The following is a 24,940-nucleotide window of genomic DNA, read 5'->3' as shown; positions in this document are numbered from 1 at the left end:
TAATAGTTCTCTGATAAATTAATATTTTATCATTTCTAATGAGATAAACTCCTATGTGCATTGACTCAGTTTTCTCTAAAGGCGTAGCCCTATTAGACTCTATCCAGGAGAAATGCAATTCTCCCTTGGCGAGAAGGGCTCTTATCATAGCGGGTTTAAGTGCAACTGTCTTAGGGTCTGTAGCATTAGGGACCATGGGCGGGACTCCACTTCATTGGATCGTTATTTTCTCCTCTTCACAAATAGATAAACTCTTAATGGGAAGTGCATTCGAAAAAAAATCTTACACTATGTTCAAGACAGCTATCATTGTCTCTATGATCGCTTTCGGTGCCGCAATCTCCGGGATGGGTATTTTAGGAGCTTATTCTATTATTTGCGATATCTCAGCAGGTAGCTTAACGCAGGGTAGCCTAATAGACTGGATGGGTCTTTTTTATCTTATCAAAGTAGCCTTCACTTGGCAATTTTCCATTCCTTCAGCTGAAAACAAATTAAAATGCCTTTATGAGAATATCTACAGGTTTCTAACAGATCCTGAAGCCGATAAAAACCTCTCCTCCCTATTTAATGAAATTGTAGAAAATGGCCAAATCAATGAATTCTTTGTTGATTACTCCTCTGCTTATATTGGCACATTAAATGCGGATTCTAATGTTAGCCAAATCAAGTCCACCTATTATCTGAAATTCGTTAATGAAATAACAAACAGATGCCCTTGTAATTCTGCAACCTTATCCACATTGATCAAGGATATTCAAGTTTGGAAATCAGAAAAGGCTAAAATAAAATTGTCTACAATTCTATCTTACAGACGAGATATCTGTAATATCGTAGAACACACCTCTGATCCGGAAAAAACATACTCTCTTCTCTGGGAACAGGGTCCCCTTTTAATCACTCCTTTTTCTTTAAAGGATCCCAGAGATCAAATAAATTTTTGTTCTTTTTTAAGTCCGCAAAAATATCTGAATCTTTTGAAATCTCCGGGACTAAGGGTTGATCAAAAAGATTTACACGACGAGAAAGCCCAAAAAATCAAGGATAACCCCACTAATCTAACTTCCCTGGTTTCTACTTATGAGCAAGTAGTAGAAAGCTTATCAAATAATATTCAGATATCCACTGCTCGGCTAGTCAAGGAACACATAGCTTATGCATCTTCCGAACCAGAACTAGAAGTTTTGAGCTTCTTACAGAAGGCAAATAATCTTTTTCAAACTGACACTTCAATTTCTCCTGAAACAGTCCCCGAGGACCCACCCACCTGGCAAAAATATGTGGATTCTTACTGCCTACTGTGGGATAAACTGAATTCTCTGCAGAAGACACTCGAGGAACATCACCTCCCCTTAACACAATTCAATATATGGTATACGTCAGGTTTAAATCCTACCGGATGCCAGATCTCTAAAGTACATAGATTGAAAGAAAAGATCACTCAACTATTCGAAGTGAATAAGGAGCAAATTCCTAGCGAACATCCTTCTTTAGAGCTAATTGAAGAAATTGATAAGCTTACTTCAGAATTAAGCACATTGAACACAGAGGCTAAAAAAGTTACATGCGCCCACCCCTCCCTTAATAATACGGAGACATTCCATGCTAAGATCGTCACTGCCAAAGAAGATTTCGAGAAACTACAAGCCCTCTTTGATCAAAATCCTAAGAAATTGAGCCAGCTAACCCTGGACTTCGCGTTCATCCGCCAAGAATACCAAGAGTCCATCGCTTTCAATACTTTTTTGCTTTTGTCAGAAGAAGAACAAATGAGCATGCAAAGTGAACAAAACATTCGAGAAGTTTATCACCTAGCTTCAAATATCACGACGGCCCTTTATAAAGCCCAAGTTTATCTTTACTACTCTTCTCACATAGAAGCCGAAACATCATTTGTACTAGATCAAGAAAGCATAAACCGCATACAAAAAACACAAACGCTACTCAAAGAATACATTGCATTACTAAAGTCTTTATCCAAAGAATCCAGCCAATTCTATACTGAAAAATCACAGAAACTTTTCAAAGCCATAGAGCAGGCAATCCTCGAAGTTAGCCAACTTCAACTCCAACTTAATCGGTACTCTTCTTTAAATTCGGAACTCTCCCATCTTGAGAATGAAATTTTAGCAAGTACTAAACTCTCGGAAAATAACAAAAAAATACTAGCTGAGATTTCTAAATACACTTTACATAAACAAAATATTTCAAAACTTAATAGAATTAACAAAGACTTTCTAGAAATTCTTGAAATGTTAAAAGCCCCCTATTTTGAAGAGAAAGAGAATGCTATTCTTGAGTGCCCCTACGCTTACTATGAAACTCATCACGAATTTCCAAACGATTCGAACAAATATAGGCAGACTGCCTATGAATATTTAGGGGCCTCTAGAATTCTACCTTTAAATAAGTATCCGGAATTGCAAAGCTGGCTTCAGCTTGAGGAAATGGACGAAGACTTGTTTAAAATAAAACTGGGAGAAATAGGCCTCAAAACAGAAAATAATCTCAGAACCCATCAGATCATCTGTTTGAACTCTAAAAATAATATTGACACCCAACTTTCATGCACTCAGTTAGAGAAATATATTAAGTCCATCATCAAAGCTGACTCTGCCTCCTCCCTTAGAGAGAAAAACATACAACCCCTATCGGCCCTTTCTTTTTCACCTCTTAACTATGTATCTAATAATGCTTCCAAAATTAGTCGGTTCGTCTTCAACCAAATTCATAGAGGTTTCCTTCTTGTTCCCCTACTGCTCAACCCTTTGCCAACCGCTGTGGGTTTAAGCCTCGGAATTAGTGTGGGCTTTTATGTCTTGGTGCGTTTTGGATCAGATGATTTAAAATCTATTCAAAATTTATCTCTTACAAACCCTATACAGCGTATTTGCTTATACTCTTTTTCACAGCGCCGTTTATTCAGCTTTTCCCTTCTACAAGAATATTATATTAATCTCCTTTTCCCCTCCCTCATAAATACTTTAGATGGATTAGTCTTCGAAAGCCTTCTGAGCTTTTTTATGACATCTTTCAAAGGATGGGCGTTTAACCCTATCCAAGGGGCTTTTGTAGGGATAGAAATCGTACAGTCTTCTCACAATCTGCTTAGCTATGCATGGAAAAAACTGAATCTACCGCATACAGCACCACCTCTTTTACCTGCGGGAGCTACCACTTAATCGCTTGAATTAAATCCAGGGCTTCGGCAAAATAGGTGGAGTATTTTTAATACGCGCCTGTAGTTCAATGGTAGAACAGTAGCCTTCCAAGCTACGAGTGTCAGTTCGATTCTGATCAGGCGCTAGCACTTACAACACCATGTGTAAGTCTTCATACAAACATATCATTAACAACCAAGACCGAAATTCAGCATAAAAGCTGAATGCCGTCGTCAACAGAAAGGGACAAGGCTTGGCTAAACTACCTACTATTAAAGAACTTTTAGAAGCTGGTTCACACTTCGGCCACCAAACACGCCGTTGGAACCCAAAAATGAAACGTTTCATTTTTGAAGCACGCAATGGTCTATATATCATCGACCTAGCTAAAACAATGCAGCTTCTCCGTGAAGCAGTCGACGTCATCAAAACCGTCGTTGCCCAACACAAATCCATTTTGTTTGTCGGAACAAAAAAACAAGCTAAAGACGTCGTCCGCGAATTAGCTGAAATGTGCAATGAGTTCTACGTCTGCGAACGTTGGCTCGGCGGCATGCTCACTAACCTCTCCACTATCCGTCAATCCGTCAAAAAGCTTGAGCAGATCGAGAAAAAGATCTCCACCGGCGGCGATGGCATGACTAAAAAAGAAATGATCCTCCTCTCTAAAGACCAAACAAAGCTCGACAGCGTCCTCTCCGGCATACGCTCTATGCGTAAAGTTCCCGGCCTCGTTATCATTGTCGACCCAAGCAAAGAACATATCGCCGTTGCTGAATCTAAAAAACTCGGCATCCCCGTTATGGCTCTAGTAGACACCAACTGTGATCCGGATCCTATCGACTACGTTATCCCTTGTAACGACGATGCTAGACGCAGCGTAAAACTCATTCTTCAAACATTGGCACAAGCTGTCATCGAAAAGAAAAATGAATTGCGCGCCGTAAGCCACAAAGAAGACGGTAACGATGAAGCAGCATTGGCCACTATAGCCAGCGTTTCAGAGGAAGAAGAATCCGATGCAGAATCTTACAAAAGAGAGGAAAGCTAATGTCAGCTGCTGTTACTCCTGCACTTATTAAAGAATTGCGTGAGCGTACCGGAGTCGGTATGGGTTCTTGCAAAGAAGCCCTAGTCGCTTCTAATGGCAGCATCGACGAAGCGATTGAATGGCTCCGTAAGAAAGGTATGGCCTCCGCTGTAAAAAAAGAAGGCCGTGCGACTAACGAAGGCACTATCGTATCCGCTCGTGAAGGCAACTCTGTTGCCATCCTGGAAGCGAATGCTGAGACCGACTTCGTCGTCCGCAACGAGCGTTTCCAAGAATTTGTCAAGCATACAGCACAAGACGCAGCGAAAAATCATGTTACCTCCCTGGAAACACTGATGGCATTGCCTTACTCCAAAGACAATAGCCTGACAGTGGACCAACAAAGAGCAACATTGATCCAAGCTATCGGTGAGAATATCCAAATTCGCCGTCTGCACCTGTTTTCCTTGGACAATAACGCATCCGTCGGCGTGTACTCGCATCAAAACGGCAAACTCCTAACGGCTGTTGTCATTCAAGGCAGCGCAGGCGAAGATGATTTAGCACGTGAAATAGCTATGCATACAGCCGCAGCAGCTCCCGAGTTTTTAAAACCGGAAGAAGTCCCGGCCGACGTCATCCAAAAAGAACGTGAAATTGCAGCTTCCCAAATGCAAGGGAAGCCAGCTAATATCGTAGACAAGATCGTAGAAGGCAAACTAAACGCCTATTATGATGCAATCTGCTTGCTACGCCAAAAGTTCATTAAAGATGACAGTAAAACAATTCAGCAACTTGTGGAAGAGCGTGCCAAACAAACAGGCAAGCCACTACAAGTAAGCGCTTTCATTCGTTGGAATGTAGGCGGCTAATCGTTTCTTTTCCTTAAGAACAAGCAAAGTTACTCACTTTGCTTGTTCTTAACCTTCCCAACCGCATCATTTTCCGTTTTCACAACTAATAGCTCTTGAAGCCTCAGTCGTCGTTCCGCAACATTGACGAGTGGAAATTCCTCTTCAAAGGCCAATTCTGTAGTTACTTCAGGTTCGCCCTCAGCTTCAAAACCTATCTCGCTCTCTTCTTCAGCCTCATCCCAATAACTTTCTCCCTCATCCACCTGTCTTAATCTATCAGCAAAAGACACCATCATTTTCAATGAACTCCTGCTTAAGGCCACTACAGTTTGTTTTTGATTTATGGGAACGTATTGGCTGTTGCTCTGCTCTGCTCCCCCTCTTATCGGGGACGCTGGGGGAGTAAAACTTTCTGCTATGGGGTCTTCTCCCACAGTATAAGTATCCATATTCTCAGATAGGCTGACAGCTTCCCAAAACAATTTGGCAATTATCTCTCTAGGCAACGTTGATTCCGACGTTACATAGTTAAATTCTTTTTGCAGCAATTTAAGACGTGTTTCCGGATTAGCTTTATTAATTCTTCCCATTAGCTGATCCACTGCGCTTTTCTGGGAAAGGGAAAGGCTGTCACGATTTAAAATTATCTCTTGGCCTATGTGGGGTTTATAGTCCATCAACGTACGAACTCCTCTAAGGCAATTCTTGGAAGGGCTACTTCTCAAAATTCTTAAAGGGCTATATTTGTTAGTTCTCTGTTCAATGTTCTTCCTTGAAGGCGAGCTAGGAATATTAGCATTTATTGTGAATTGCACACGTCGAAAAATAGCTTTTTCAGCTTCTGGTGCCTGTGATTCTAGTTCTTCATTTCCATCACGTGAAGTTATTGTATCTTCAAGAGGAGGCAATTCACTTTCTTCTTCTCCCTCCTCAAGCAAAGGGTCAGCTAAATAATAATCAATACATCCTTTAGGATCATAAAAACCGTACAATAATGTAACAAATATACTTCCAAATGCAAAAGCTGCTGATTTTAATGTGGCTGCCTGACCGGAGAAAGTACAGACAGGATCAAATAACGACCCCACAAAAAGCCAGCCTTCGTCCGTGCGCTTCCTTGGAAGCCATCCAATTAAGACATAAGTTCCGGTAATAGGTAATTTTATACAAAACTCCCCGATCTGCTTAAATACTTCCCCGACGGATGTCAAAGGTCCCAACGCAATGAGTACTATGCGGGGGTATACAGATTTATTAAAAAAATCATTACTATTATAAGTGTTTTTAGCTTGTTGAATGCCAAAATACAATAAAGTCAAATTCATATCTTAGTACTGTTTTGAAGAAAAAACCGTAGTATCTAGGAGAAAAAGATAAATTTCTACTATATTTTATTATTATGCTTCTTTCAGCACCCTTTTTCCTGAAATATAATTATTATTATTATAAAATATAATTATGAACGTACTCTCTTTATAGGAGATTTTACTATGGCAATACAGGATACTCCTCATGCACGTATCATTCTCTTTGGCGAAGCTGAAAGAGGCGACTTCTACCAAGGCCACTTTTGTCGTTCTTTAGGGCAGTTATTGGAAACTTATGGCAATCCCCCACCCCTGAGCCGCGGGCTTTTCTACGGAATTCAAGCTTTAATGTACGAATTTGAACTATTGTTTTTTCGCGTCAAAGAAGAAGGATATAGCTATCAAGATTACTTCAGAGGGCTTAAATTACTTGAACAGCCTGGCATTACAAATCAAACCTCAGCAGTTTGCATACCCGGCGTGGGAGATTCCACAATAATGAATGCGATCCGCCCCATCTGCATTAAACATCACTGCATTTTAATTTTTAACGAGGCGGATCTTTACGACTATCTCACAGCCAAAGCCATGTAAATAGCTTCTAAACTAACGCAGCTTTTTTTGACGTAGGCAAAGTTGCTGCTATATACTTCTCTAAACCTTCGTGTGTAGGCACCATCCCTTTTTCTCCCTTATGCCAATTAGCAGGACAAACCTCTCCTTGGTTTTCAAATGCCTGCAATGCATCTAACATACGGACTGCTTCCGAAACAGACCTGCCTAAAGGCAAATCGTTTACGAGTTGATGACGTACTACCCCTTGGCGGTCAATGAGAAATAATCCTCTATATGCTATGCCATCCGGATGCAGTACTCCATAATCTGAAGTAATCGTTTTGTTAATATCCGAGATCAGTGGGTACTCTAAGCCTTCGATTCCGCCTTTTGAGCGCGGCATATCGAGCCAGGCTTGGTGTGCATAACAGCTATCTACGGAACACCCTATCAGCTCCGCATTGCGGGACTTAATATCTTGTAGAGCATCATTAAAGGCATGAAGCTCCGTCGGACAGACAAAAGTGAAGTCAAGGGGATAGAAGAATAAGACAACATATTTTCCCCTAAATTGAGATAAGGTAAAATTCTCAATGATTGTATTTTTCAATACTGCTTTAGCTTGGAAGTCAGGTGCATTTTTACCCACTAAGATGGCCATGATTTCTCCTTAAAGAAATTTTTGGCCGAGAATAGCACAATCTATAATTTATTAATCCAGGTTTCCTGGCCAATTGTGGTCTCCGGACCATGCCCAGGATAAACTCGTGTAATTTTAGGCAGCTGAGATAGTCTTATAAGAGAGCCCTTCATCTTCATAGGATCTGAAGTTGGAAAGGAGACTTTCCCCATAGTCCCCTTAAATAAGGTATCGCCTGAAAAAAGAACATTTTCGTTAGGAAAATAAAAGCAAACTCCTCCCCTAGAATGACCTGGGGTGTGTATAACCTGAAGTGTTAACTCTCCTAATGAGATTTGATCGCCGTCATTCATTAGATGATTAGGAGTACATTCTTGAATAGGAAAAGGGAAAGGAAGGCCATCCTGTCCGGGATGAATAAGATTAAACGCATCCTCTTTATGGACATAAATGGGAACACCGCATTCCTCCTGAAATCGCGCTGCTTCTGCAATATGATCCCAATGTGAATGGGTACAAAGCACCATCTTCAAGGTATATCCCTGTTTCTCCAGAAAAGTGCGCGTAAATTCAAAAGAGCCCATGCCAGGATCAATGATCGCAGCATGCTTAGTAACTTTACAGCCTATGACATAGGCATTGGTATCTATAGGGGGACAAACTAAAGGAAAGATAAACATCGCACCGGAGAGGATTCGAACCTCTAACCGCCCGGTTCGTAGCCGGGTACTCTATCCGATTGAGCTACCAGTGCAAGACAACGTAAATTCTGCCTTAAAGGCTATTTTTTCACAAGCGATTCTTCAAGTATAGGTTATTTTATTGAGAATATCCCTTCACGTCATGCCCATGATTACTTAATTTGAATGTGCATGAAAGCGTTTTAAATTCTGTTTTGAAGCTTTAGTCACAGGAAATTGGGTTGAAAAGGCATATTTTAAAATCAACTCGCCTGTAATAGGCTTCATTGTATAATGACCTAATTCCCGCAGACGCTCACCCCAAATTGCTTTGTTAAGTGCAAAATTAGCGGCAGGCATACTTTGACCAGCTGCAAAATCCTCTTTTTTCAACAAGCCCAATTCCGAATTCAACAAATTTCTAAGCGTAACTATATCATTGGCAGTATAGGTGGCCACATCATCCGCCATCTCGCTTGCAAAAAGGTTGTCCCGCACAATCTTTACCTGATCCATCGTATTAAGATAACACAAACGAGTCGAATGTGAAGCATCACATAACCTGTCTATTTCAGTGCCTAGTGTATAGATGACTTCTTGATGCTCTTGTTTTTGTCTCTGCAGAGTTTCATAATGAATCTTTTCATTAGATGTCATAGAAAACATCATATCAATATTCATTTTAGGATTTGATAAAATACTCGACAATTCAGCGGATTGGGTATCTGCAGTGTACCTATCAGCCGGAAGTGTTAGTATTTTTTTACTCTGAAGCGAAGTAATTAACTCCTTCAAATCCTCATTAATGCCTAATAAACCCGATTTACGAGCATCTTGTTCACCTAATGTTTCGTTTAATTGCGAATAGGACTTTTCTAATCGTTCGAATTGCGGAACACGGAGGCTGCGCAAACGGATCATCTCGATCGCATATGCAATCCTATGTCTTTGAGAGTAAAGCTTACGGGTAAACCGATAAATGCCGCTTCCTAAAGACAAAAACGTTACAGTAGTAGTCGCTGTCGTGAGCACAGCCGTCATAGGAGCACCTAAAGAAATCCCTACCAGGGTAATTAACAGCTTTGCGGAAACAGTGAGTGTGGTGAGATCGTCGGAAATTTTAATTATCTTTTCAATAATATGGATAATGCGGTTTATTTTTGATTGTCCCAAAACTTTGATTTTCAAATCGAGAAAACGAGTATAATTGTCGATAAGATCCTCTTCACTCGGTTCTACCTTAAAGTCCTGTAAATATTTTTCTCGAAGACTTTGACGGTAATTCTCCAAAAGTTTTTTGCAATAGGTTTCATCAATGCCCGCATTTTCAAATTTCATTTTTGAAAGACATACTTTCGTGAGGTTAAATACAAAGGAGACAAGAGAAATAAATACCCCCACTCCAGCATCGAAAAATATCAACCAGTTAAGAACTTTGGGAAAGTTAGAAAAAAAGTTCGTTCTTTCTCGGATTAATTCAAAAAGATCTTGAGAGCCCGATAATGCTGACTCAAAAATATCAAAAGTAATCTCTCTCTGCTTAGCATTATTCTTATTCCCTAAATGTTTAATGCGTATTTCGATACTTTGAATGGCCATTCCAATAGCATTTCTACAAGCCTCAACATACTGAGGTTTGTGAAGGTTCTTGTCCCTTTCTAAGATACTTAGCTGAGTTTGGAGTTCGAGAATATCATCGGAAAGTGCTTGTATTTCCTCATTGCGAGTGTAAAGACAGAAATACTCTACCCCAATGATAAAAATTTCAATATTGAATTTAGAGAACGATATAGCGTTGTAATAGTTTTCATGAAGTGCTTTTAATAGCTCTTCACCCTTGAATTTTAAATTGCCTTCTTTTCCCAGCCGCCCTAATTCTTTGCAGATTTTCGCCCCTAAGGCCATCCCTTTAAAAGCCTGTGAACAAGAATTAGCATCTTCCAAAACCTGTTGGGAGGATTTCTCAGAAACAAGCTGCTGCTTTTCCCTAGCATCTTGCACTTTGCAGATCAATTCGCCAAATTTGTCCAAAAATGCCTGAAGCTCCAACTTCCCTTTAAGATCACCGAAAAAATTGTCGATATTTTGAGAATGCTTTTGAAAATCTTCATCGAGATCAAGATTGATCATCGAGTTAATAAATTCATCCCTATCAATATCAGAGTCAGAATCTTCCTTTTCAATTCTTTTGAATGGCCGATTATTCTTGAGATAAGAGGAAATAGTAAATGTTGTGTTTGGATTATCCAGATCGATTACATCTTCCGGTCCAGGTTCTTTGGGCACATCGGCATTATTAATATAACGTTCACACCACGCTACTTCTTGATCGATCCGCTTATTATTTGCTCTATCAAAATACTGCCAGATGTGTTGAATAACCACGGTAAAAAGAAAACCGAACGATGAGGTGGTAACGAGGTATTTCACTTGAGTTGAAGAGACTAACAACGTAAATGTAGGAATAAAGCCCAATAAAAGGGGCATACGGCAACCGAAAGTTTTGCCGAATTTCTGAACAACATCTACTGACCTACCCCACCATAAGTTTTTTTCGGGGCAGCGGACACTACAGCTCGATGAATTAGGAGCGTTAGTTGTTTCAGGGGTTTTTTTTTCGTCAACCGTAGTAAACATGACTATCTAAATAAATGCAAAATTGTAGCAGTACATACGATAAATGACAAATTAATAATATGTGAATTTATTATCATAACCTAAAGAAAATTAGCTTTTATCTCTCTGCAACTTTCAGCAGTGAAAACAGTGTAAGGGAATAAACGTTAATAGTATAGACCCATCTAGCGCCACTAAAGACGTTAGAACGACTCTAATGTCCCATTTAGAAATTATTTATATCTCTAAGAGAATTCCCTCTAAACCTTGCTATGATTTCAAATTTTTTTTAGACTGTAGTATTAATCTATATTGACGGTTTTAAATTATGATGACGATAGTCATCGTCGGTGCAGGCGATGTGGGACAATATATTGCTTCACTACTCTCCAAAGAGGAGCACAATATCGTCCTAATAGATAAAAATGGAAAAATCCTTCAAGAAGCCACTCGTTATCTCGATGTTGCAACCCGGCATGGCTCGGGAACAGATTGGCAACTCCTTGACGATTTATTAGAACTTTCCCCTCAGCTTTTAATCGCCTTGACTGAAGACGATGAAGTCAATATGGTCGCTTGCTGTATCGCAAAACATCTAGGATACCCGCGCACAATAGCTCGTGTACGCGACAACCACTTTCTAAATAGAATGCGATTAGACTTTGGCCGTATCTTCGACGTCGATTATTTCATTGGACCAGAACTCCTTGTAGCCCACGAAATTCTAAAATATATGGTCAGCCCCGGGTCAATACAAGTAGAAAATTTTGCCCAAGGCGCAGTACAACTGCGCACATTGTCTATTCCGGCACGTTGGAATAAAGGCAATGTTAAACTAAAAGATCTAGCACTCCCTGCAGGAGCAATTGTAAGCTTAATTCGACGGTTTGTTCCTAATGAAGACAATCAAATCGATGAGACAGATTTCACCCTAATTTTTCCCCATGGAGATGACGTGATCCTTCCCCGTGATGAGGTGACATTGATCGGAGAAACCCCCACAATTACAGAAATCCATCATTTCTTCGGCATCGGTTCTCAAGTCATTAAATCCATTGTCATCGTAGGCGGATCCTTGACTGCGATCAATCTTGCCCGCCTTTTGGAATACAGACCTGTGGATGTAAAAATCATCGAAAAAGATTTTAATACCTGTGCCATGCTAGCTGACACATTGCCCAACTGCACCATTGTTCATCATGACGCCACCGACTTGGATTTCTTAAGGTCAGAAAAAGTGGGCTCTTCGGAACTCCTAGTTGCTTGTACACGTCATGACGACACCAATCTGCTCTGCGCTTTGCTTGCACAGGAGGCTGGCTGCCCGAATGCACTCATCGTCATCAATAACACTTCATATACACCCCTATTGACAACCCTAGGGATTAATTACGCCGTGTCTCCCCGGATCAGCGCCGCCAATCATATCCTCTCCCAACTCTTCGCTGGAACAATTTCATCTTTAATTTCCCTCTACGACAATCAAGCTAGAGTAATGGAAATCAATGTTCCTATAGATTCAGAAGTAGCGGGCATCCCCTTATCTGAACTAGGGCCGCTTCTCCCACAGGACTTCCTCATTGTAATGATCCAAAATAGAGGAAGAATCATGGTGGCAAATGGCAGCAGAATTATCTCACCCGGAGATACTGTCATTGCAATTACCCATGCGAAACATGTCCCTGAATTACAAAAGATCTTTTAATAATGCTGTATAAAGATATATCTAAAGTCCTTTCTCGCTTTTGGTATTGCATGGCAGCTATTTTGCTGATTCCATTTATGCTGGCAGCATATTACCAACTCCATTTGTCCCCTGTAGAACACCCACAGCAGCATTCCACTTATGCTTTTTTAATTACGATTCTTATTACACTCTCTATTGCAGCAATATGCCATTATTTCGGAAGGAACGTGCAGGGTAGGCTATATCTAAAGGAAAGCATTTTAACCGTCGTCCTAGTCTGGGTACTCGTTCCTGCTTTATCAGCATTGCCATTCCTTTTCAATCATACCTTGGATAGTTTCCCTCAAGCCTACTTTGAAATGGTTTCAGGCTATACAACCACCGGCTCTAGTGTACTATTTCCAAAAAAATATGACGAGCAGACTGGAAAAGAAATCCCCTATCATAAAGTGATTGAAGGTGTGATTCCTGTAAAATATGAATTTTACGGCACGGTTAAACCTATCATTGACCCTGCCAATGGAAAAGTCCTTTTTGAGGGTGTAGAAGCTGTGGGGCAAGCCTTACTATTTTGGAGGAGTTTTACTAACTGGCTGGGGGGTATCGGGATCATCTTGCTATTTATACTTATTTTCCCTGTCATAGGTGTGGGAAGCAAAGTACTCTACTATACAGAGGCTCCCGGCCCCATAAAAGACAGCTTTACGCCGCGCATTAAAGAAAACGCCTTACAATTGTTTAAAATCTATTGCACATTGACAGTTGCGCAGATCTTTTTTCTTTTGATAACTAACCAAAACCTTTCCTATTTCGATGCTATTACCATTACCTTTGCCACATTAGCGACAGGCGGTATGTCTACTAAGAACGCAAGCATTGCAAGTTTTGATAACCTCAATACCGAAATCGTCGTCATGATCTTTATGATTTTAGGAAGCATCAGCTTTGCGTTGTACTACTATATAGTAAAGGGAAAGATTTATAAATTGAATAACCCCGAATTCTACTTATTCATATTTATTGTGCTAGTCAGCGGGGGGCTTTGTTCTTGGTATATTTATGGAACGCTTCAAGAATTATCCATAGATGCAACCAACCAGGTTTACTCATGGGGCGAATCCTTAAGATATGGCTTCTTCCAAACCATATCCGCAATCTCAACGACAGGTTTTTCAACTGCGAATTTTGATAAATGGCCATATTCTGCCCAATCTCTAATCTTAATTATCATGAATTTTGGCGGTATGGTCGGCTCTACTTGCGGCGGCCTAAAAACCATCCGCCTTTACATGCTTTTCCGTATTCTTCAATATAAAGTTGAATCTATGTTCCGTCCTCAAAACGTAAGAATTTTCCGGATAGGTTCCAATGAAGTAGACAACTTAACTGCAAGCAGCGTCCTAGGTTTTTTTGTCGTCTTAGTCACTCTAAGCATTGTCGCTTCATTTTTATTTATCCTTGATGGGATAGATCCTGAAACTGCCATCTCTTCCACAATCTCCAATGTCAACAACGTCGGATTTGCTTTCCGCATGGCAGGCCCTACCGAATCCTATGCCTTCATGTCAAACTTCAGCCTATATCTATCTTCTTTCCTAATGATCTTAGGAAGATTAGAATTTTATACCTTACTTGCCATCCTAGTACCCGCCTTTTGGAAAGAAAATGCCTGAGTAGTCCCTAATGTTTATTTAAAATGCATTTATAAAAAGAACCCTTTTCATGATATATAAGAATTTTCAGATAATAAGGTTCTTATGCATCGCTTTTTCATCTTATTAATTCTATTTAGCGCAGGGCTCAAAGTCCTTGCAGCGGATGCAGACATCCCTTTATCTTTGCCCTATGAAGAGAAAAATGCTTCTGCACGTAAGCTGCAGCACTGGTATAAACATCATTGCTGGAAAGCAATCGAACGTTTCTACCTATCTAATAAAGACTCTATGGAGCAGGATGAATACACAGCCTGCATTCCCATTATCGCATTAAGTTACTGCGCTCAAGGGGATTTCGATGCATCCACTTTGGCAGCCAAAAACTTTTTTAATTCGCCTCAACATTTTACAAATGCAACCCCTTCACAAGTTAGCGCAATGCATGCCGTGGCCCTGAAATGTGCTGTGCAAATGAAAGATTGGAAATCCGCAAATGCGCACTACAGCTACCTTTTAAAAGATAAAACCCTAGCTGCATTACCCCTTTGGGCTAAATACGCCGTTGCTGACACTGCCTTGCAATACAATGACAATGAAAAAGCTTTGGCGCTGCTTATTCCAGCATATGCCAATACCCAAAAAGACAATCCCTACCAACCTCGCATTGCTTTCCTCCTTGCAGTCGCAAACATGCGTATAGGCAACTTAGAAGAAGCGCATAAATTATTTTTAGAAGCCAATATCCATCCGGAAGCCGGACACTTGGCAGGCATCGCGGCCAAGGGGCGCGTTCAATCCACACAAGAAATATTAAAACATCTGACAGGGGATAATAAAAAAGCGGAGCAATGGAAGCTTCTTTTCGACCTACAAGCCCTCTTAGACGACCACACCTCAATTTCTGATGAAGAGAAAAACTCTGCCTTGAAATTACAAGCACAGCTGCTTGCTCAACTACTCAAGTATAACCAAGAGTCCGCCCGCTTAAGCACTATCTTAGATATGTCCGCCTCAAAATCTGAAAGGGCTGTAGCCCAACTTCAGATAGCATTCAATGCATATCTGACTCAAAAAGACTTTAAAACATTCCATAAGTATGCACAAGATGCCATCACTACAAATGCAGACTTAGCCTCCTTAAAATCCCTAAGGCTGGCCCTCTTCCAAGTCTATGACCCCTTCAGCAAAAAGAACCCCGCCTTCAATGAAGTTGCTGCCAACGAATTCCTTGCGGCTTACCCTTTTATCGATGATCCTTTGACCGAGGCTCATAAAGTCTCCGCACAAAGACTAGCCGATGCGATATATGACTCAATTCTGGAGCCTCCTACGCATCAATTTCTCCTTATCAACCTCCCTCCTGCAGAAGGGGTAAAAGCATCCCTTGCCGCTAACCTCTATGCCCTTGTGGGCGATTATGAAAAAAGTATCTATCTCTATGCTTCCATTCACGATATTGAAAGCTTAGAAAACATCGCACATGCTGTCAAAGATCCTCTTCAAAAAGAAAAACTGAATGCCATCCTAGCGTATCTTAATACACAAAATGGAAATTTCGCTGAGGGCTGTACCTATGCAGCTCTCGCTATGGGCTCAACAGATCATTTCAATGCGACTTTAGCTGCCTTAGCCTACGCTTCATCTGCTTGGAGACAGCTCGCCGCACAGAAAAACCCCACCCCTGATGAATTTTTACCCATGCTCGATCTGCTAGACCAGCTGCAAACAAAAAAACAGTTAGAAAGTGAGCCATGGCATATGGAAGCGGCGCTAGAGTATGCTCTCCTATCTGCATACCTACTTAAAAATGATCCTAAATCCGATCTTCAATCTACTTTGATTCTTGAAAGAAACTATGCCAAAGCATTTGATCGCAATGACTTAACGAATAGAAGTTATTGGGAGGAGCTAAACAAAAATAAGCGCATGAAAACTCTGATGGAACATTATGCTGCTCTTTTCAATGCCATAAGCGCAAAATATCATCAGCAGTACGCAGCAAAAAATGGTCTGGCCGATGAAGCTTTGAAATGGCAAAGGTTATCTGCACAATACTCCAAAACAGCTTTAGGTAATAACCATTACATCACCCCTTTTATAGCAAATGAATCAATTCCTAAAGACCGATAATGCGGGATTCTGCTATATTTTTCTCCTATGCTGCAAATTATAGCCGGAATATTCAAAAATAGGCGATTGGCCGTTCCTAAAGGAACTACAACACGCCCAACATCTGCCCTAGTCCGAGCAGCTGTATTCAACATCCTTCAAAACCATATCGAAGGCACCCATGTTTTAGACCTGTGTGCAGGTTCGGGTGCTATGGGGTTTGAAGCACTTAGCCGCGGAGCCGCAAGTGTAAATTTTGTTGAAAAAGATAGAGGAGCTGCACTCTGCATCAAGGAAAATATCACCTTGTTAAAAGTAGAAAACACAGCAAAAGTTGTGCAATCAAATGCCCTTTCCGCATTAAGCTATTACGCCAAAACTCAAGCCAAATTCGACCTTATTTACATTGATCCTCCTTACGAACATATGGCTCTAGCTTTAAACTGCATTCAACTTATCGATGAATTCCAACTCCTCTCTCCCCAAGGATGGCTAATCATGGAGAGCGGCCAAAAACAACTTCCTCCACCTTTGATACATCTTTCCCTAGAAGATACCCGCTCTTACGGCAAATCTTACCTGCTCTTTCTAAGACCTAGCAAACAACTGTAGTACCGTTTATGAACGTAGGAAGGAGACTTCTCCCAGCGAGAAGCTATCTACAGTACGTTTTGAGAAGAGATTTTTGAACGCAGAGAAGCTTCGCCCTGCATTAGGCTGTCACTAGCACGATTGTTTCGTACCGATCTCGCATCGCCGCGGTCCCCCGCGGGCCCGCGTCGCCGACGTTGACATGCTCGCTTACGCGATCACGTCAAGCATAATTAGACACTCCATAAAAAAAACAGAATCGCGGTTTTCACAGCAGAAACATGTTAGTGAACTTAATGCTAGATAGCATGACTAGAATTAGCTGTGCAATTTGGGTTTATCTTGCAAAAATTCTGACTAAATCCAGTGTCATGTAAATGCTTGACGTGATCGCGTAAGCGAGCATGTCAACGTCGGCGCCGCGGGCCCACGGGGGACCGCGGCGATGTGAGGTCGGTACGAAACAATCGTGCTAGTGACAGCCTAATGCGGGGCGAAGCTTCTCTGCGTTCTTTGCGTCTCTGCGTTCAAAAATCTCTTCTCAAAACGTATTGTAGATATCTTTTCGCTAGGAATAGCTTCTCTGCGTTCAAATTAAATACAATAAACGTTTGTTGTTCATTTAGTTTCTAATTGTTATAATTAAAATTATAATCAGTGGAGCTTATATATATGTCTATTGATCCCACTAAACCCTCCGCTACAAATACCGGTAGCAATGCCGTCCCTTCAGAAGCCGCAACAACCCCATCCTCTTCCTCATCTTCCGTTCCTTCTACACCTTCTTCCCCTCCTTCTACACCTTCTTCCGCTCCTCTTACTAACGACACCCTACAATCCGGAAAAAACACTTCTAAATCTCCAACTTCCCCTATTGCCGCTCAGACACCGCAACTCACCGATATTGAATACCAAAAGTTTATAGGAGACGTCTCTAAAGAATTTAAACAGCTGCTTCAACAACTAGAATTATTAGATAACATCAACAGCAAACAGCTCAACTCGCTATTTGCTTCCATGGCTGTTCTGGCCCTCAAAAATTATCGTGAAAGCAAATCTAAAATAATTATTCCGCCAGCATCCGGTACTCCTGGAGGAAACACTCCTCCCGGTAGTCCGGCTGCGCCCGGCGGTTCTTCACCCGGCACATCCGGTCCACCAGGAACTGCTCCCTACGTCAATCCGTATGCTTCCATCAACAAAGATTATGCAAAACAAATGCAGGAAATCAGCGACGGAAGGCTCGCAATAGCTAATTATTCGGAATACCTGTCCAAATATGGTTTGGGAGCCCTCGCTTTTAAATCACTGCAGCTGACCCAAGACCCTGAAGACCTACATCAGCAAAGTTTCGCTTTGGATCAACAGAAACTCTCCACTACAAAAAACTCTAGCCCAACAGAAACATTCACTGTCGAAAACGAAGAGAAGAATGGCTTAAAAACCCTTTTTAATTCCGAGTTGATTAAATCATTAGAACCACTGATAGGCCCGGAGAATGCCCAACGAGCATCAGACCTTTCACATATCCTCACCGTACAGCTTTTATCCTTGCAAGGGCTAAGCGCCGGAAAAGATGCCATCCAACTCATATCCACAGCTAACACTACTGATAATACCCACTTTGAAAGTCCTGAAGCCGATGTTGCGGCTACTGTAAGCCTTATACTAAATCTATCTAAGTTTTTGACACCGGAGGGTGGAGAAAAAATCAAAAGCGTCGTCGAAACAGCATTTTCCGAAGATCCCGTCCTCACTCAAATCCCGGAAAATGGAAAGAACTCAACAGTCAAATCGCTTGTGAATGAAATCCAAACTTCCATCTTGAAAGTACTTTTTGTTGAAGTCGAAACAGGCTTGAATATTGAGTCCGGATTTTATCAACTATTAGAAGCATTTAAGGTGACAGATTCTACTAAGGCGCCTGACCAAGAACCCTATGTATTTTTCGAACTCGATACTGATGATTATAATTTTATAAAGCCTTACGTACCTTCAAAAATGCCTAATCCCATGAAACAAAACCCTTACCTTTTAGTAGAGAAAATCTACGGCAGTTATCCTGAACTTTCTCCCGCTGATTTCACCCAAGAACTCGTAAAACATATTCTTATCGCTGGTGTTTCCAGTTCCATTGCCTATACTCAAGCCAGCCAAGTCACTATAGCCATCCTCGCCGCAAACCAAGAGAACTATATAGGTAAGATAATCGATCGTGCAAAAATCGCTGATCTTGCAGAAATTCTATCCGCCGCATTGCAAAGCGGGGCGCCCCTAAAGGAAAATACAGAACTCAAAGAAAATATAAAAAAATCTCTTATTGAAGACGGTGAAACTCCCGACGTAGCGGAATCCTTTGCTGATCAACTATTGGAACAATTAGAAACACGCTTCACACCTAAAAAAAACACTTCGGAAACTGCTGCCTCTACCTCACCTCTTCTCTCGGAAGAGTCCTCCCTACCCAAAGAGCAAATAACTACCCTTAGCAAAGAAGTTCACAGTAATCTAGTAACCCTACTTAAAAAAGTCATAGCACCTTCAGTAGCCCCAAAAATTGCTTCTCAAATTCTAGAGATTATCACGGGATACTCTAATGCAGATGCTATTTCCTCTGACCAATCCACAAATCCTCACTCTATCGTCAACGTAGCTAAAGATAAAATCACCAATGCCAAGAACTACTATTCTATTGAGGATAAACAAACCTCGCAAAATGAGAAACATGTCGAAAACTTCAAAGATTTTATCTCTGAACACTCCGACCTCACTACATTCGCCGAAGAATTACGCTCTCCCGCTAAAGCCCTAATCATGACATGGGGACTGATGAATGAAGGAACTTTTAAATTCTCCGGCAAACGCAATAGCATAGATTTCCTTGGCTAGTCTCCAAATAATCTTTTTTCTATGTCTTCTTTGCTTATCTTCGGTTTCTGCGGCGGCGCCTCCATCCCGGTAAACTCTTCGCAGAAATTCATCTTTTCCCTATCCATTACTTTCTCAGTCCCGGGGACAGCGCAATCATTTGGTCTGCCCGGACTGTAATAAACACATTGGCGGCAGCAATGCAAATCGATTTTGCAGTTAGGACACTCAGCCCTAAAAGCTAAACCTCTTCCTGCTTTCTCGCCTGTTTCATTCCCACATTTCCAACAGCGCATTTTTCACTCCTGCAAAGGAAATATTTCAAAAACCTTGCTTATAAGGTCAACTACTGTTAAAAAAAAATTACTGGTTAACTTTTATACTTTTCCACAAGGAGCTCTTTATGAAGAAATATGATTTCAAAAAATTGGTATTAATGGGTGTTGCTGGTGCAACTTTAGCCCTCACTTCAGTAAACGCTGCTGGCGCTTATGATGACAACACCTATACTCCTAGCCAAACAAAAAAAACTACAAAGAATACCAAGCCTACACAAAAAAACACTAATGCCAATGCTAACTACAGCAGCAATGCACGTGGTTATAATTACACTGCAGAAAATTCTCTAGCTACCGATCCTAAGCCATCTCCTTACCGTTCTGCTCATCCTTTCGACAATCGCTTTGCGACTGAAGACAAAGGATCAGCTCAAGGAGATGATTCAAACTTCTCAGCTCCAAACGCCTACGGTGCTTCAAACGACCAAAACAGAGGCGAAGCCCCAAGACAAGGCAATAACAATCCTCAAAATATCCAAAACAGAGGAAACACAGCTCCTAGCACATGGAACAAGCCTGCTCCAGGCAAACCAAGCGACGAGTTAGCTGATGACTACAATGCTAACGCCTACCAACAGCGCATGGGCACAAAAAACTGGTACGGCGACAACGCTAATCCAAGCTCTTCCGCTCCCTCTCCTCGCGCAAGCGATGGCGTCTATTACGAGGATATGACAAACAATCCTAACAATCCTCAAAATAGAAGACCTATCAATAATGCCTATGGAAACAATGCTTCGCAGCAACAGCAATACAATGCTCAGCAGCAACAACAACAGCAGCAACAACAATACAACCGCGCTCCACAACCTCAGCCAGTACAAGGCCGTATCATCCACTCTGATACTAGCTACCATGGCGGCGGAAGCTCCGGTTGCAGCGGTGGTTGCGGTGGTGGTGGCGGCAAACGCTAATCCATGATTCTTTTAAGCAGTTCCGGTAAACCCGGAGCTGCTTTTCTCTGGGAAAATTTCAAAATAGGTTTTTATCATGCAAAAAACTCACTTCAAAAAATTAGTTTTAAAAGGCTTGCTAACAGGTCTGATGGCTAGCGCCTCATTAAACGCTGCAGAAACTGCGCAGAAAAAACCTGCAACAGACACCACCCTTAACAAAATGGAAGATGCGGATGGCGGTAACTATGGCTACCACCTTTATTCAGAAGAAGACCTACTCTTAGAGCTAACTCCAGAAGGCGTAAAACAATATAACAGCCTAAGCCCTGAAGGAAAACGCCTCGCCAGACTCGTTGCAAGCCAAAGATGCGATAAGCAAAACGCTTGCAAAGGCCTCAATGCTTGTAAAACAGATACGCATGAATGCGCAGGCAAAGGCGACTGCAAAGGCACAGGCAAATGCTCCTTCTCTGACAAAAACTTGGCAGTTAAAGTTGTAGCCGATAAAATGGCCCAAAAACGTAATGGTGCCCTAAAGAAATGAAGCAGTATCCTATCCCAAACCTAGGCATTGGCGTAGGTTTGAGAATTCCTCATTACGATGACATCCTTACCCATCTTCCACCTATAGATTGGTTTGAAATTATCAGTGAAAATTTTATGGTGGAAGGTGGGAAGCCCCTATACTATCTTGACAAAATCCTAGAACATTATCCTGTTGTACAACACGGCGTCAACTTAGGCATCGGCAACCCTGCTCCTTTAGATTTTGACTACCTCAAAAAACTAAAAGGTCTCGCCCGCAGAACAAAAACACCTTGGATTTCCGACCACCTCTGCTGGGGGAGACTCCCGGGAGCCCATTTTCACGACCTTCTCCCCCTTCCCTACACACAAGAAGTCATAAATTATGTCGCAGAGCGTGCCCGCATAGTACAAGATTATCTGGAACTGCCCTTTGCGCTGGAGAATCTATCTTCCTATGTCGCTTTCCATGACGACTCTATGCCTGAATGGGAATTCTACTCCGCTATCGTCGAAAAAGCTGATGTCTACATGATGCTCGACGTCAATAATATCTATGTGTCCAGCCGCAATCATAACTACAACCCTTACGAATACTGCAACAATATTCCTATGGAAAGGGTACTGCAAATCCATCTTGCAGGGCATAACGACTTAGGAACCCATATCGTAGATACCCACGATAACTACGTTTGCGATGATGTATGGAAACTTTACGCACACGTCTACCCCCGCACTCGCGGCGTAGCAACGCTCCTAGAATGGGATGACAATTTCCTATCCTTCGAAGACACCTGGAAAGAAGCGCTTAAAGCCAAAGAATTCCAAAGAGAAATCACCTATACAGCCATTGCATGACAGAACAACCCACTCCCCCAAAACAACTTAAAGAACTCCAATATTGGTTCGGAAGCATCATCGCCCGTCCTGTCGATATGGACAATAATATCAATCCCCATACTCCTTCAGGAGGCACAATCGAGCAGGAAGCTGCACACTACATTCTTCCTAGCCTTACTTTAGAACCCCATCAACGCATAGAAATCTATAATCAGCAATACTGGTGGAGACTTCTAGGCATCTTGCACGAAACATTTCCCCTTCTTGTACGCCTTTTCGGCTATACCGATTTCAATGCAACAATCGGCTTTTCATATCTTACCGCCCATGTACCGGACCACTGGTCTCTCAATCAACTTGGAGATAAACTCCCTCTCTGGATAGAGTCTCACTACCATGAGACGGATAAAGAACTTGTCCTAAATGCTGCGCTAATGGACTGCGGATATTGCTCTAGCTTTACAGCTCCTATTTATCACCCCCTCACCCTCGATGAATTGGGCCATGTCCTAGATCGCACACTTTACCTTCAACCCCATTGCTTCATTTACAAAATGAACTACCCCTTCTTCGACTTCCGTAAAGAGATGATGACGCAGGAACCTGAATACTGGGAAGAAAATGATTTCCCAAACCTTCCTAAAGAACCTACAGCTTACATTCTCTGGCGCGATTGCTACTCCAACGTGGGATGGATACAAATTGATCCTATCGAAGCTTCCGTCCTAAGTAAATTTAAAGACGGCATTTCATTTGATGCGCTCTGCGGATGGCTTGGCAAGCAACCAAAAAATGTGTCTGATGCTGCAACGCAGAAACTTGAAGAATGGACCCACCGTTGGTTTGTCAATGAATGGCTGACAACCTATCCTCCATCATCCTCACGAAAAAACTATATTTCAATTTGATCCCTCACACATAAAATCAGCAGAAAATTTGTAACACCTTTGTATTCTTCCCCGTCATTTCTTGATCTAGGTCAATGAAGCATTCATTACATTTCCTTCATCCTTGTGTTTAACAAAGCTAATAAAGGCTTAAAACAAGGATGGAAATCATGTCTTTACAATCTCAATTGCCACCCGTTGGAAATGATCTTAATATTCAATGGCAACAACTCCAAAACTATACTACTAATCAAAAGGAAGCTTATTTCCTTAGATATTTAGTCAAAATTGCATCCAAGGAAGAATCAGATGACAACAAGTTTACAAGCTTGTTCATGTCAATGAAAATGAACCTTTTCGGTACTCAAAGGTTCTTCTCATCAAATTCTATTTACGAAGCACAAACCTATATCAATACAGAAATCCAAATTAGAAATTTTGATTTGATTCTCTTCTGGCGGCAAGTACGCAAAGATAATCCCTTCTTAAATTTACCCGAGCTTGATGACGCTGACCAAATCCGATTTTTTTTAGAATCAAATCCTGAGAGCGTTACAAAAATAACGGTCTTGCAGATGAATGGTATCTTTGAAACTTGGTCTGTTTGGTATGAGAAATATGGCGAAAGCCTAGGATTTCCCTCCTGCGAAACTGAAAAAGAGATCCATGACTATCTGGAAGATGACAAAAATAAAGATGTAATCCGTAAAATTATTTCGAAAGAGCTAGATACCATTTTAGAGAAAACCTCACGCCTACCTCCGGAAATAAAATACTTCGCAGGATTAGAAAAGCTTACCTATTCCAATAGGAAAGCATGGGTTTTGCCCAAAGAAGTATTTACACTCAGCAATCTGAAAGTGCTAAATGTACGCCACTCAGAATTACGTAAACTCTCTAAGAAAATCGGGGGGATGAAACAACTCAAGAAATTGCGTTTAATAGGAGCACAATTTGAATATCTACCTAGAAGTCTAAGTCATCTAAAGAGAACTAAGCTTGTGATCGAAAATAAAGACTAAGGTCCATGACAGGATAAACATATCCTAGCATAGGAGTGCGGCGACTTTTCGCCGCTTTCCCCTCCCTAGAATTATCGAGGGCATAATAATCTCTTAACTAGCGTCTTTTTCTTATCCTTGAAAGCGATTCAGGTGCGATACCTAAAAAGGAAGCAATTTGATATTGCGGCACTCTTTGGGATAATTGCGGAAACTCTCGCAAAAATTGCGTATAACGTTCTTCTGCAGTTAACCTTAAGAAGGAAAACTCTTTTTTTTCTTTCCGTATATACATCGTTTCCAACATATTCTTCGCAAAAAACACCCAAGGACTGCTTCCAAACAAAGGGGTAACATAGGATTCGTCCCATACCCAAACAGAAGAATCTTCCAAGGCCTCTATCCAAATTTGGGAGGGTTCCTTAGTGATAAAGCTTGTATATGCCGTACAAAAAGGATTCTGCTTATCCACCGCAAAATCTTTGGTTAAATCATCCCCTTCTGCAAGCACATAATAATATCTGAAAAGTCCTTCATGAATAAAAAGCAAATGGCGGCAAACCTCCCCTTCCTGGATAAACACCTCTTTTTTACGAAATGTACGCAAAACGGCTTTTGCACAAAATGCCTCTATCTCATTTTTTTCAATGGGAAAGACTTTCTGAATATAATCAGAAAGATGCTTCATTTTCATTATGCC

The 24,940-nt window shown here is 41.3% G+C and carries 20 protein-coding genes and 2 tRNA genes; 15 read left to right on the top strand and 7 right to left on the bottom strand.

Annotated elements, in window-relative coordinates; translation table 11 throughout:
- Positions 1–53 precede the first annotated feature (53 nt).
- The 4 genes from WC222_06465 to tsf all read left to right on the top strand — a co-directional run bounded on the left by WC222_06465 (position 54) and on the right by tsf (position 5,063).
- A complete protein-coding gene (locus WC222_06465) occupies positions 54–3,182 on the top strand; it encodes a hypothetical protein (GenBank protein MFA6916020.1) in 3,129 nt (1,042 codons plus the stop codon).
- A 53-nt stretch (positions 3,183–3,235) separates the two neighbouring features.
- Positions 3,236–3,306: transfer RNA gene (locus WC222_06460), tRNA-Gly, on the top strand.
- Positions 3,307–3,414: 108 nt separating this feature from the next.
- Complete coding sequence (rpsB, locus tag WC222_06455; GenBank protein ID MFA6916019.1) at positions 3,415–4,212, top strand: 30S ribosomal protein S2; 798 nt, start codon at positions 3,415–3,417, stop codon at positions 4,210–4,212.
- The gene (gene tsf / locus WC222_06450) at positions 4,212–5,063 is read left to right on the top strand and encodes a translation elongation factor Ts (GenBank protein MFA6916018.1); all 852 of its coding nucleotides are present in this window, start codon (positions 4,212–4,214) and stop codon (positions 5,061–5,063) included. Before rpsB ends, tsf begins: the two co-directional genes overlap by 1 nt.
- Before the next feature lie 29 nt (positions 5,064–5,092).
- Here tsf and WC222_06445 read toward each other — a convergent pair whose 3' ends face one another.
- Positions 5,093–6,370, bottom strand: coding sequence for a hypothetical protein (locus WC222_06445; protein ID MFA6916017.1), 1,278 nt, complete (start codon positions 6,368–6,370; stop codon positions 5,093–5,095).
- Between the two features lie 165 nt (positions 6,371–6,535).
- Between WC222_06445 and WC222_06440 the strand changes: the two genes are divergently transcribed.
- On the top strand, positions 6,536–6,946 hold the full coding sequence (locus tag WC222_06440; GenBank protein MFA6916016.1) for a hypothetical protein: 411 nt from the start codon (positions 6,536–6,538) through the stop codon (positions 6,944–6,946).
- Positions 6,947–6,953: 7 nt separating this feature from the next.
- Here the strand turns inward: WC222_06440 and WC222_06435 are convergent, their stop codons facing one another.
- The 4 genes from WC222_06435 to WC222_06420 form a co-directional block, all read right to left on the bottom strand.
- Positions 6,954–7,568 (bottom strand): peroxiredoxin, encoded by a 615-nt coding sequence (locus WC222_06435; GenBank protein MFA6916015.1) that lies wholly within the window; start codon positions 7,566–7,568, stop codon positions 6,954–6,956.
- 41 nt (positions 7,569–7,609) lie between these two features.
- On the bottom strand, positions 7,610–8,227 hold the full coding sequence (locus WC222_06430; GenBank protein ID MFA6916014.1) for an MBL fold metallo-hydrolase: 618 nt from the start codon (positions 8,225–8,227) through the stop codon (positions 7,610–7,612).
- Positions 8,228–8,301: transfer RNA gene (locus tag WC222_06425), tRNA-Arg, on the bottom strand.
- A 103-nt stretch (positions 8,302–8,404) separates the two neighbouring features.
- Complete coding sequence (locus WC222_06420; protein ID MFA6916013.1) at positions 8,405–10,864, bottom strand: hypothetical protein; 2,460 nt, start codon at positions 10,862–10,864, stop codon at positions 8,405–8,407.
- A gap of 307 nt (positions 10,865–11,171) precedes the next feature.
- Here WC222_06420 and trkA point away from each other — a divergent pair, with 307 nt between their 5' ends.
- From trkA to WC222_06395, 5 genes are all read left to right on the top strand, one after another.
- Positions 11,172–12,548, top strand: a complete 1,377-nt coding sequence (trkA, locus tag WC222_06415; GenBank protein ID MFA6916012.1) for a Trk system potassium transporter TrkA — start codon at positions 11,172–11,174, stop codon at positions 12,546–12,548.
- A 50-nt stretch (positions 12,549–12,598) separates the two neighbouring features.
- Positions 12,599–14,203, top strand: coding sequence for a potassium transporter TrkG (locus WC222_06410; GenBank protein MFA6916011.1), 1,605 nt, complete (start codon positions 12,599–12,601; stop codon positions 14,201–14,203).
- Positions 14,204–14,287: 84 nt separating this feature from the next.
- Positions 14,288–16,315, top strand: a complete 2,028-nt coding sequence (locus WC222_06405) for a hypothetical protein (GenBank protein ID MFA6916010.1) — start codon at positions 14,288–14,290, stop codon at positions 16,313–16,315.
- Between the two features lie 27 nt (positions 16,316–16,342).
- On the top strand, positions 16,343–16,906 hold the full coding sequence (rsmD, locus tag WC222_06400) for a 16S rRNA (guanine(966)-N(2))-methyltransferase RsmD (protein ID MFA6916009.1): 564 nt from the start codon (positions 16,343–16,345) through the stop codon (positions 16,904–16,906).
- A 651-nt stretch (positions 16,907–17,557) separates the two neighbouring features.
- Positions 17,558–19,774, top strand: a complete 2,217-nt coding sequence (locus tag WC222_06395) for a hypothetical protein (GenBank protein ID MFA6916008.1) — start codon at positions 17,558–17,560, stop codon at positions 19,772–19,774.
- Here WC222_06395 and WC222_06390 read toward each other — a convergent pair.
- The gene (locus tag WC222_06390) at positions 19,771–20,049 is read right to left on the bottom strand and encodes a hypothetical protein (GenBank protein MFA6916007.1); all 279 of its coding nucleotides are present in this window, start codon (positions 20,047–20,049) and stop codon (positions 19,771–19,773) included. The genes WC222_06395 and WC222_06390 overlap by 4 nt on opposite strands.
- 107 nt (positions 20,050–20,156) lie before the next feature.
- On the opposite strand from WC222_06390, the gene WC222_06385 reads away from it, so the two are divergent.
- The 5 genes from WC222_06385 (at position 20,157) to WC222_06365 (ending at position 24,261) form a co-directional block, all read left to right on the top strand.
- Positions 20,157–21,005 (top strand): hypothetical protein, encoded by an 849-nt coding sequence (locus WC222_06385; GenBank protein ID MFA6916006.1) that lies wholly within the window; start codon positions 20,157–20,159, stop codon positions 21,003–21,005.
- A gap of 76 nt (positions 21,006–21,081) precedes the next feature.
- Positions 21,082–21,531, top strand: a complete 450-nt coding sequence (locus WC222_06380; GenBank protein ID MFA6916005.1) for a hypothetical protein — start codon at positions 21,082–21,084, stop codon at positions 21,529–21,531.
- On the top strand, positions 21,528–22,370 hold the full coding sequence (locus WC222_06375) for a DUF692 domain-containing protein (protein ID MFA6916004.1): 843 nt from the start codon (positions 21,528–21,530) through the stop codon (positions 22,368–22,370). Before WC222_06380 ends, WC222_06375 begins: the two co-directional genes overlap by 4 nt.
- Entirely contained in the window at positions 22,367–23,260 is an 894-nt protein-coding gene (locus tag WC222_06370) for a DNA-binding domain-containing protein (GenBank protein MFA6916003.1), read from the top strand. Before WC222_06375 ends, WC222_06370 begins: the two co-directional genes overlap by 4 nt.
- 149 nt (positions 23,261–23,409) lie before the next feature.
- On the top strand, positions 23,410–24,261 hold the full coding sequence (locus WC222_06365) for a hypothetical protein (protein ID MFA6916002.1): 852 nt from the start codon (positions 23,410–23,412) through the stop codon (positions 24,259–24,261).
- Positions 24,262–24,358: 97 nt separating this feature from the next.
- Here WC222_06365 and WC222_06360 read toward each other — a convergent pair whose 3' ends face one another.
- Positions 24,359–24,934, bottom strand: coding sequence for a Crp/Fnr family transcriptional regulator (locus tag WC222_06360; GenBank protein MFA6916001.1), 576 nt, complete (start codon positions 24,932–24,934; stop codon positions 24,359–24,361).
- Between the last annotated feature and the right edge of the window lie 6 nt (positions 24,935–24,940).

Source organism: Parachlamydiales bacterium (genome assembly GCA_041671045.1).
Lineage (GTDB): Bacteria > Chlamydiota > Chlamydiia > Chlamydiales > JABDDJ01 > JABDDJ01.
This window is presented reverse-complemented; position numbering and strand designations above follow the sequence as displayed.

What these genes read in the sequence shown, in the direction of transcription:
- WC222_06445 (MFA6916017.1), bottom strand. Translation starts at nt 6,370, where the DNA reads ATGAATTTGACTTTATTGTATTTTGGCATTCAACAAGCTAAAAACACT.
- WC222_06395 (MFA6916008.1), top strand. Translation starts at nt 17,558, where the DNA reads ATGTCTATTGATCCCACTAAACCCTCCGCTACAAATACCGGTAGCAAT.
- WC222_06375 (MFA6916004.1), top strand. Translation starts at nt 21,528, where the DNA reads ATGAAGCAGTATCCTATCCCAAACCTAGGCATTGGCGTAGGTTTGAGA.
- WC222_06410 (MFA6916011.1), top strand. Translation starts at nt 12,599, where the DNA reads ATGGCAGCTATTTTGCTGATTCCATTTATGCTGGCAGCATATTACCAA.
- WC222_06380 (MFA6916005.1), top strand. Translation starts at nt 21,082, where the DNA reads ATGCAAAAAACTCACTTCAAAAAATTAGTTTTAAAAGGCTTGCTAACA.
- WC222_06430 (MFA6916014.1), bottom strand. Translation starts at nt 8,227, where the DNA reads ATGTTTATCTTTCCTTTAGTTTGTCCCCCTATAGATACCAATGCCTAT.
- tsf (MFA6916018.1), top strand. Translation starts at nt 4,212, where the DNA reads ATGTCAGCTGCTGTTACTCCTGCACTTATTAAAGAATTGCGTGAGCGT.
- WC222_06370 (MFA6916003.1), top strand. Translation starts at nt 22,367, where the DNA reads ATGACAGAACAACCCACTCCCCCAAAACAACTTAAAGAACTCCAATAT.
- WC222_06440 (MFA6916016.1), top strand. Translation starts at nt 6,536, where the DNA reads ATGGCAATACAGGATACTCCTCATGCACGTATCATTCTCTTTGGCGAA.
- rsmD (MFA6916009.1), top strand. Translation starts at nt 16,343, where the DNA reads ATGCTGCAAATTATAGCCGGAATATTCAAAAATAGGCGATTGGCCGTT.
- WC222_06390 (MFA6916007.1), bottom strand. Translation starts at nt 20,049, where the DNA reads ATGCGCTGTTGGAAATGTGGGAATGAAACAGGCGAGAAAGCAGGAAGA.
- WC222_06365 (MFA6916002.1), top strand. Translation starts at nt 23,410, where the DNA reads ATGTCTTTACAATCTCAATTGCCACCCGTTGGAAATGATCTTAATATT.
- WC222_06435 (MFA6916015.1), bottom strand. Translation starts at nt 7,568, where the DNA reads ATGGCCATCTTAGTGGGTAAAAATGCACCTGACTTCCAAGCTAAAGCA.
- WC222_06360 (MFA6916001.1), bottom strand. Translation starts at nt 24,934, where the DNA reads ATGAAAATGAAGCATCTTTCTGATTATATTCAGAAAGTCTTTCCCATT.
- WC222_06385 (MFA6916006.1), top strand. Translation starts at nt 20,157, where the DNA reads ATGAAGAAATATGATTTCAAAAAATTGGTATTAATGGGTGTTGCTGGT.
- WC222_06405 (MFA6916010.1), top strand. Translation starts at nt 14,288, where the DNA reads ATGCATCGCTTTTTCATCTTATTAATTCTATTTAGCGCAGGGCTCAAA.
- WC222_06465 (MFA6916020.1), top strand. Translation starts at nt 54, where the DNA reads ATGTGCATTGACTCAGTTTTCTCTAAAGGCGTAGCCCTATTAGACTCT.
- WC222_06420 (MFA6916013.1), bottom strand. Translation starts at nt 10,864, where the DNA reads ATGTTTACTACGGTTGACGAAAAAAAAACCCCTGAAACAACTAACGCT.
- trkA (MFA6916012.1), top strand. Translation starts at nt 11,172, where the DNA reads ATGATGACGATAGTCATCGTCGGTGCAGGCGATGTGGGACAATATATT.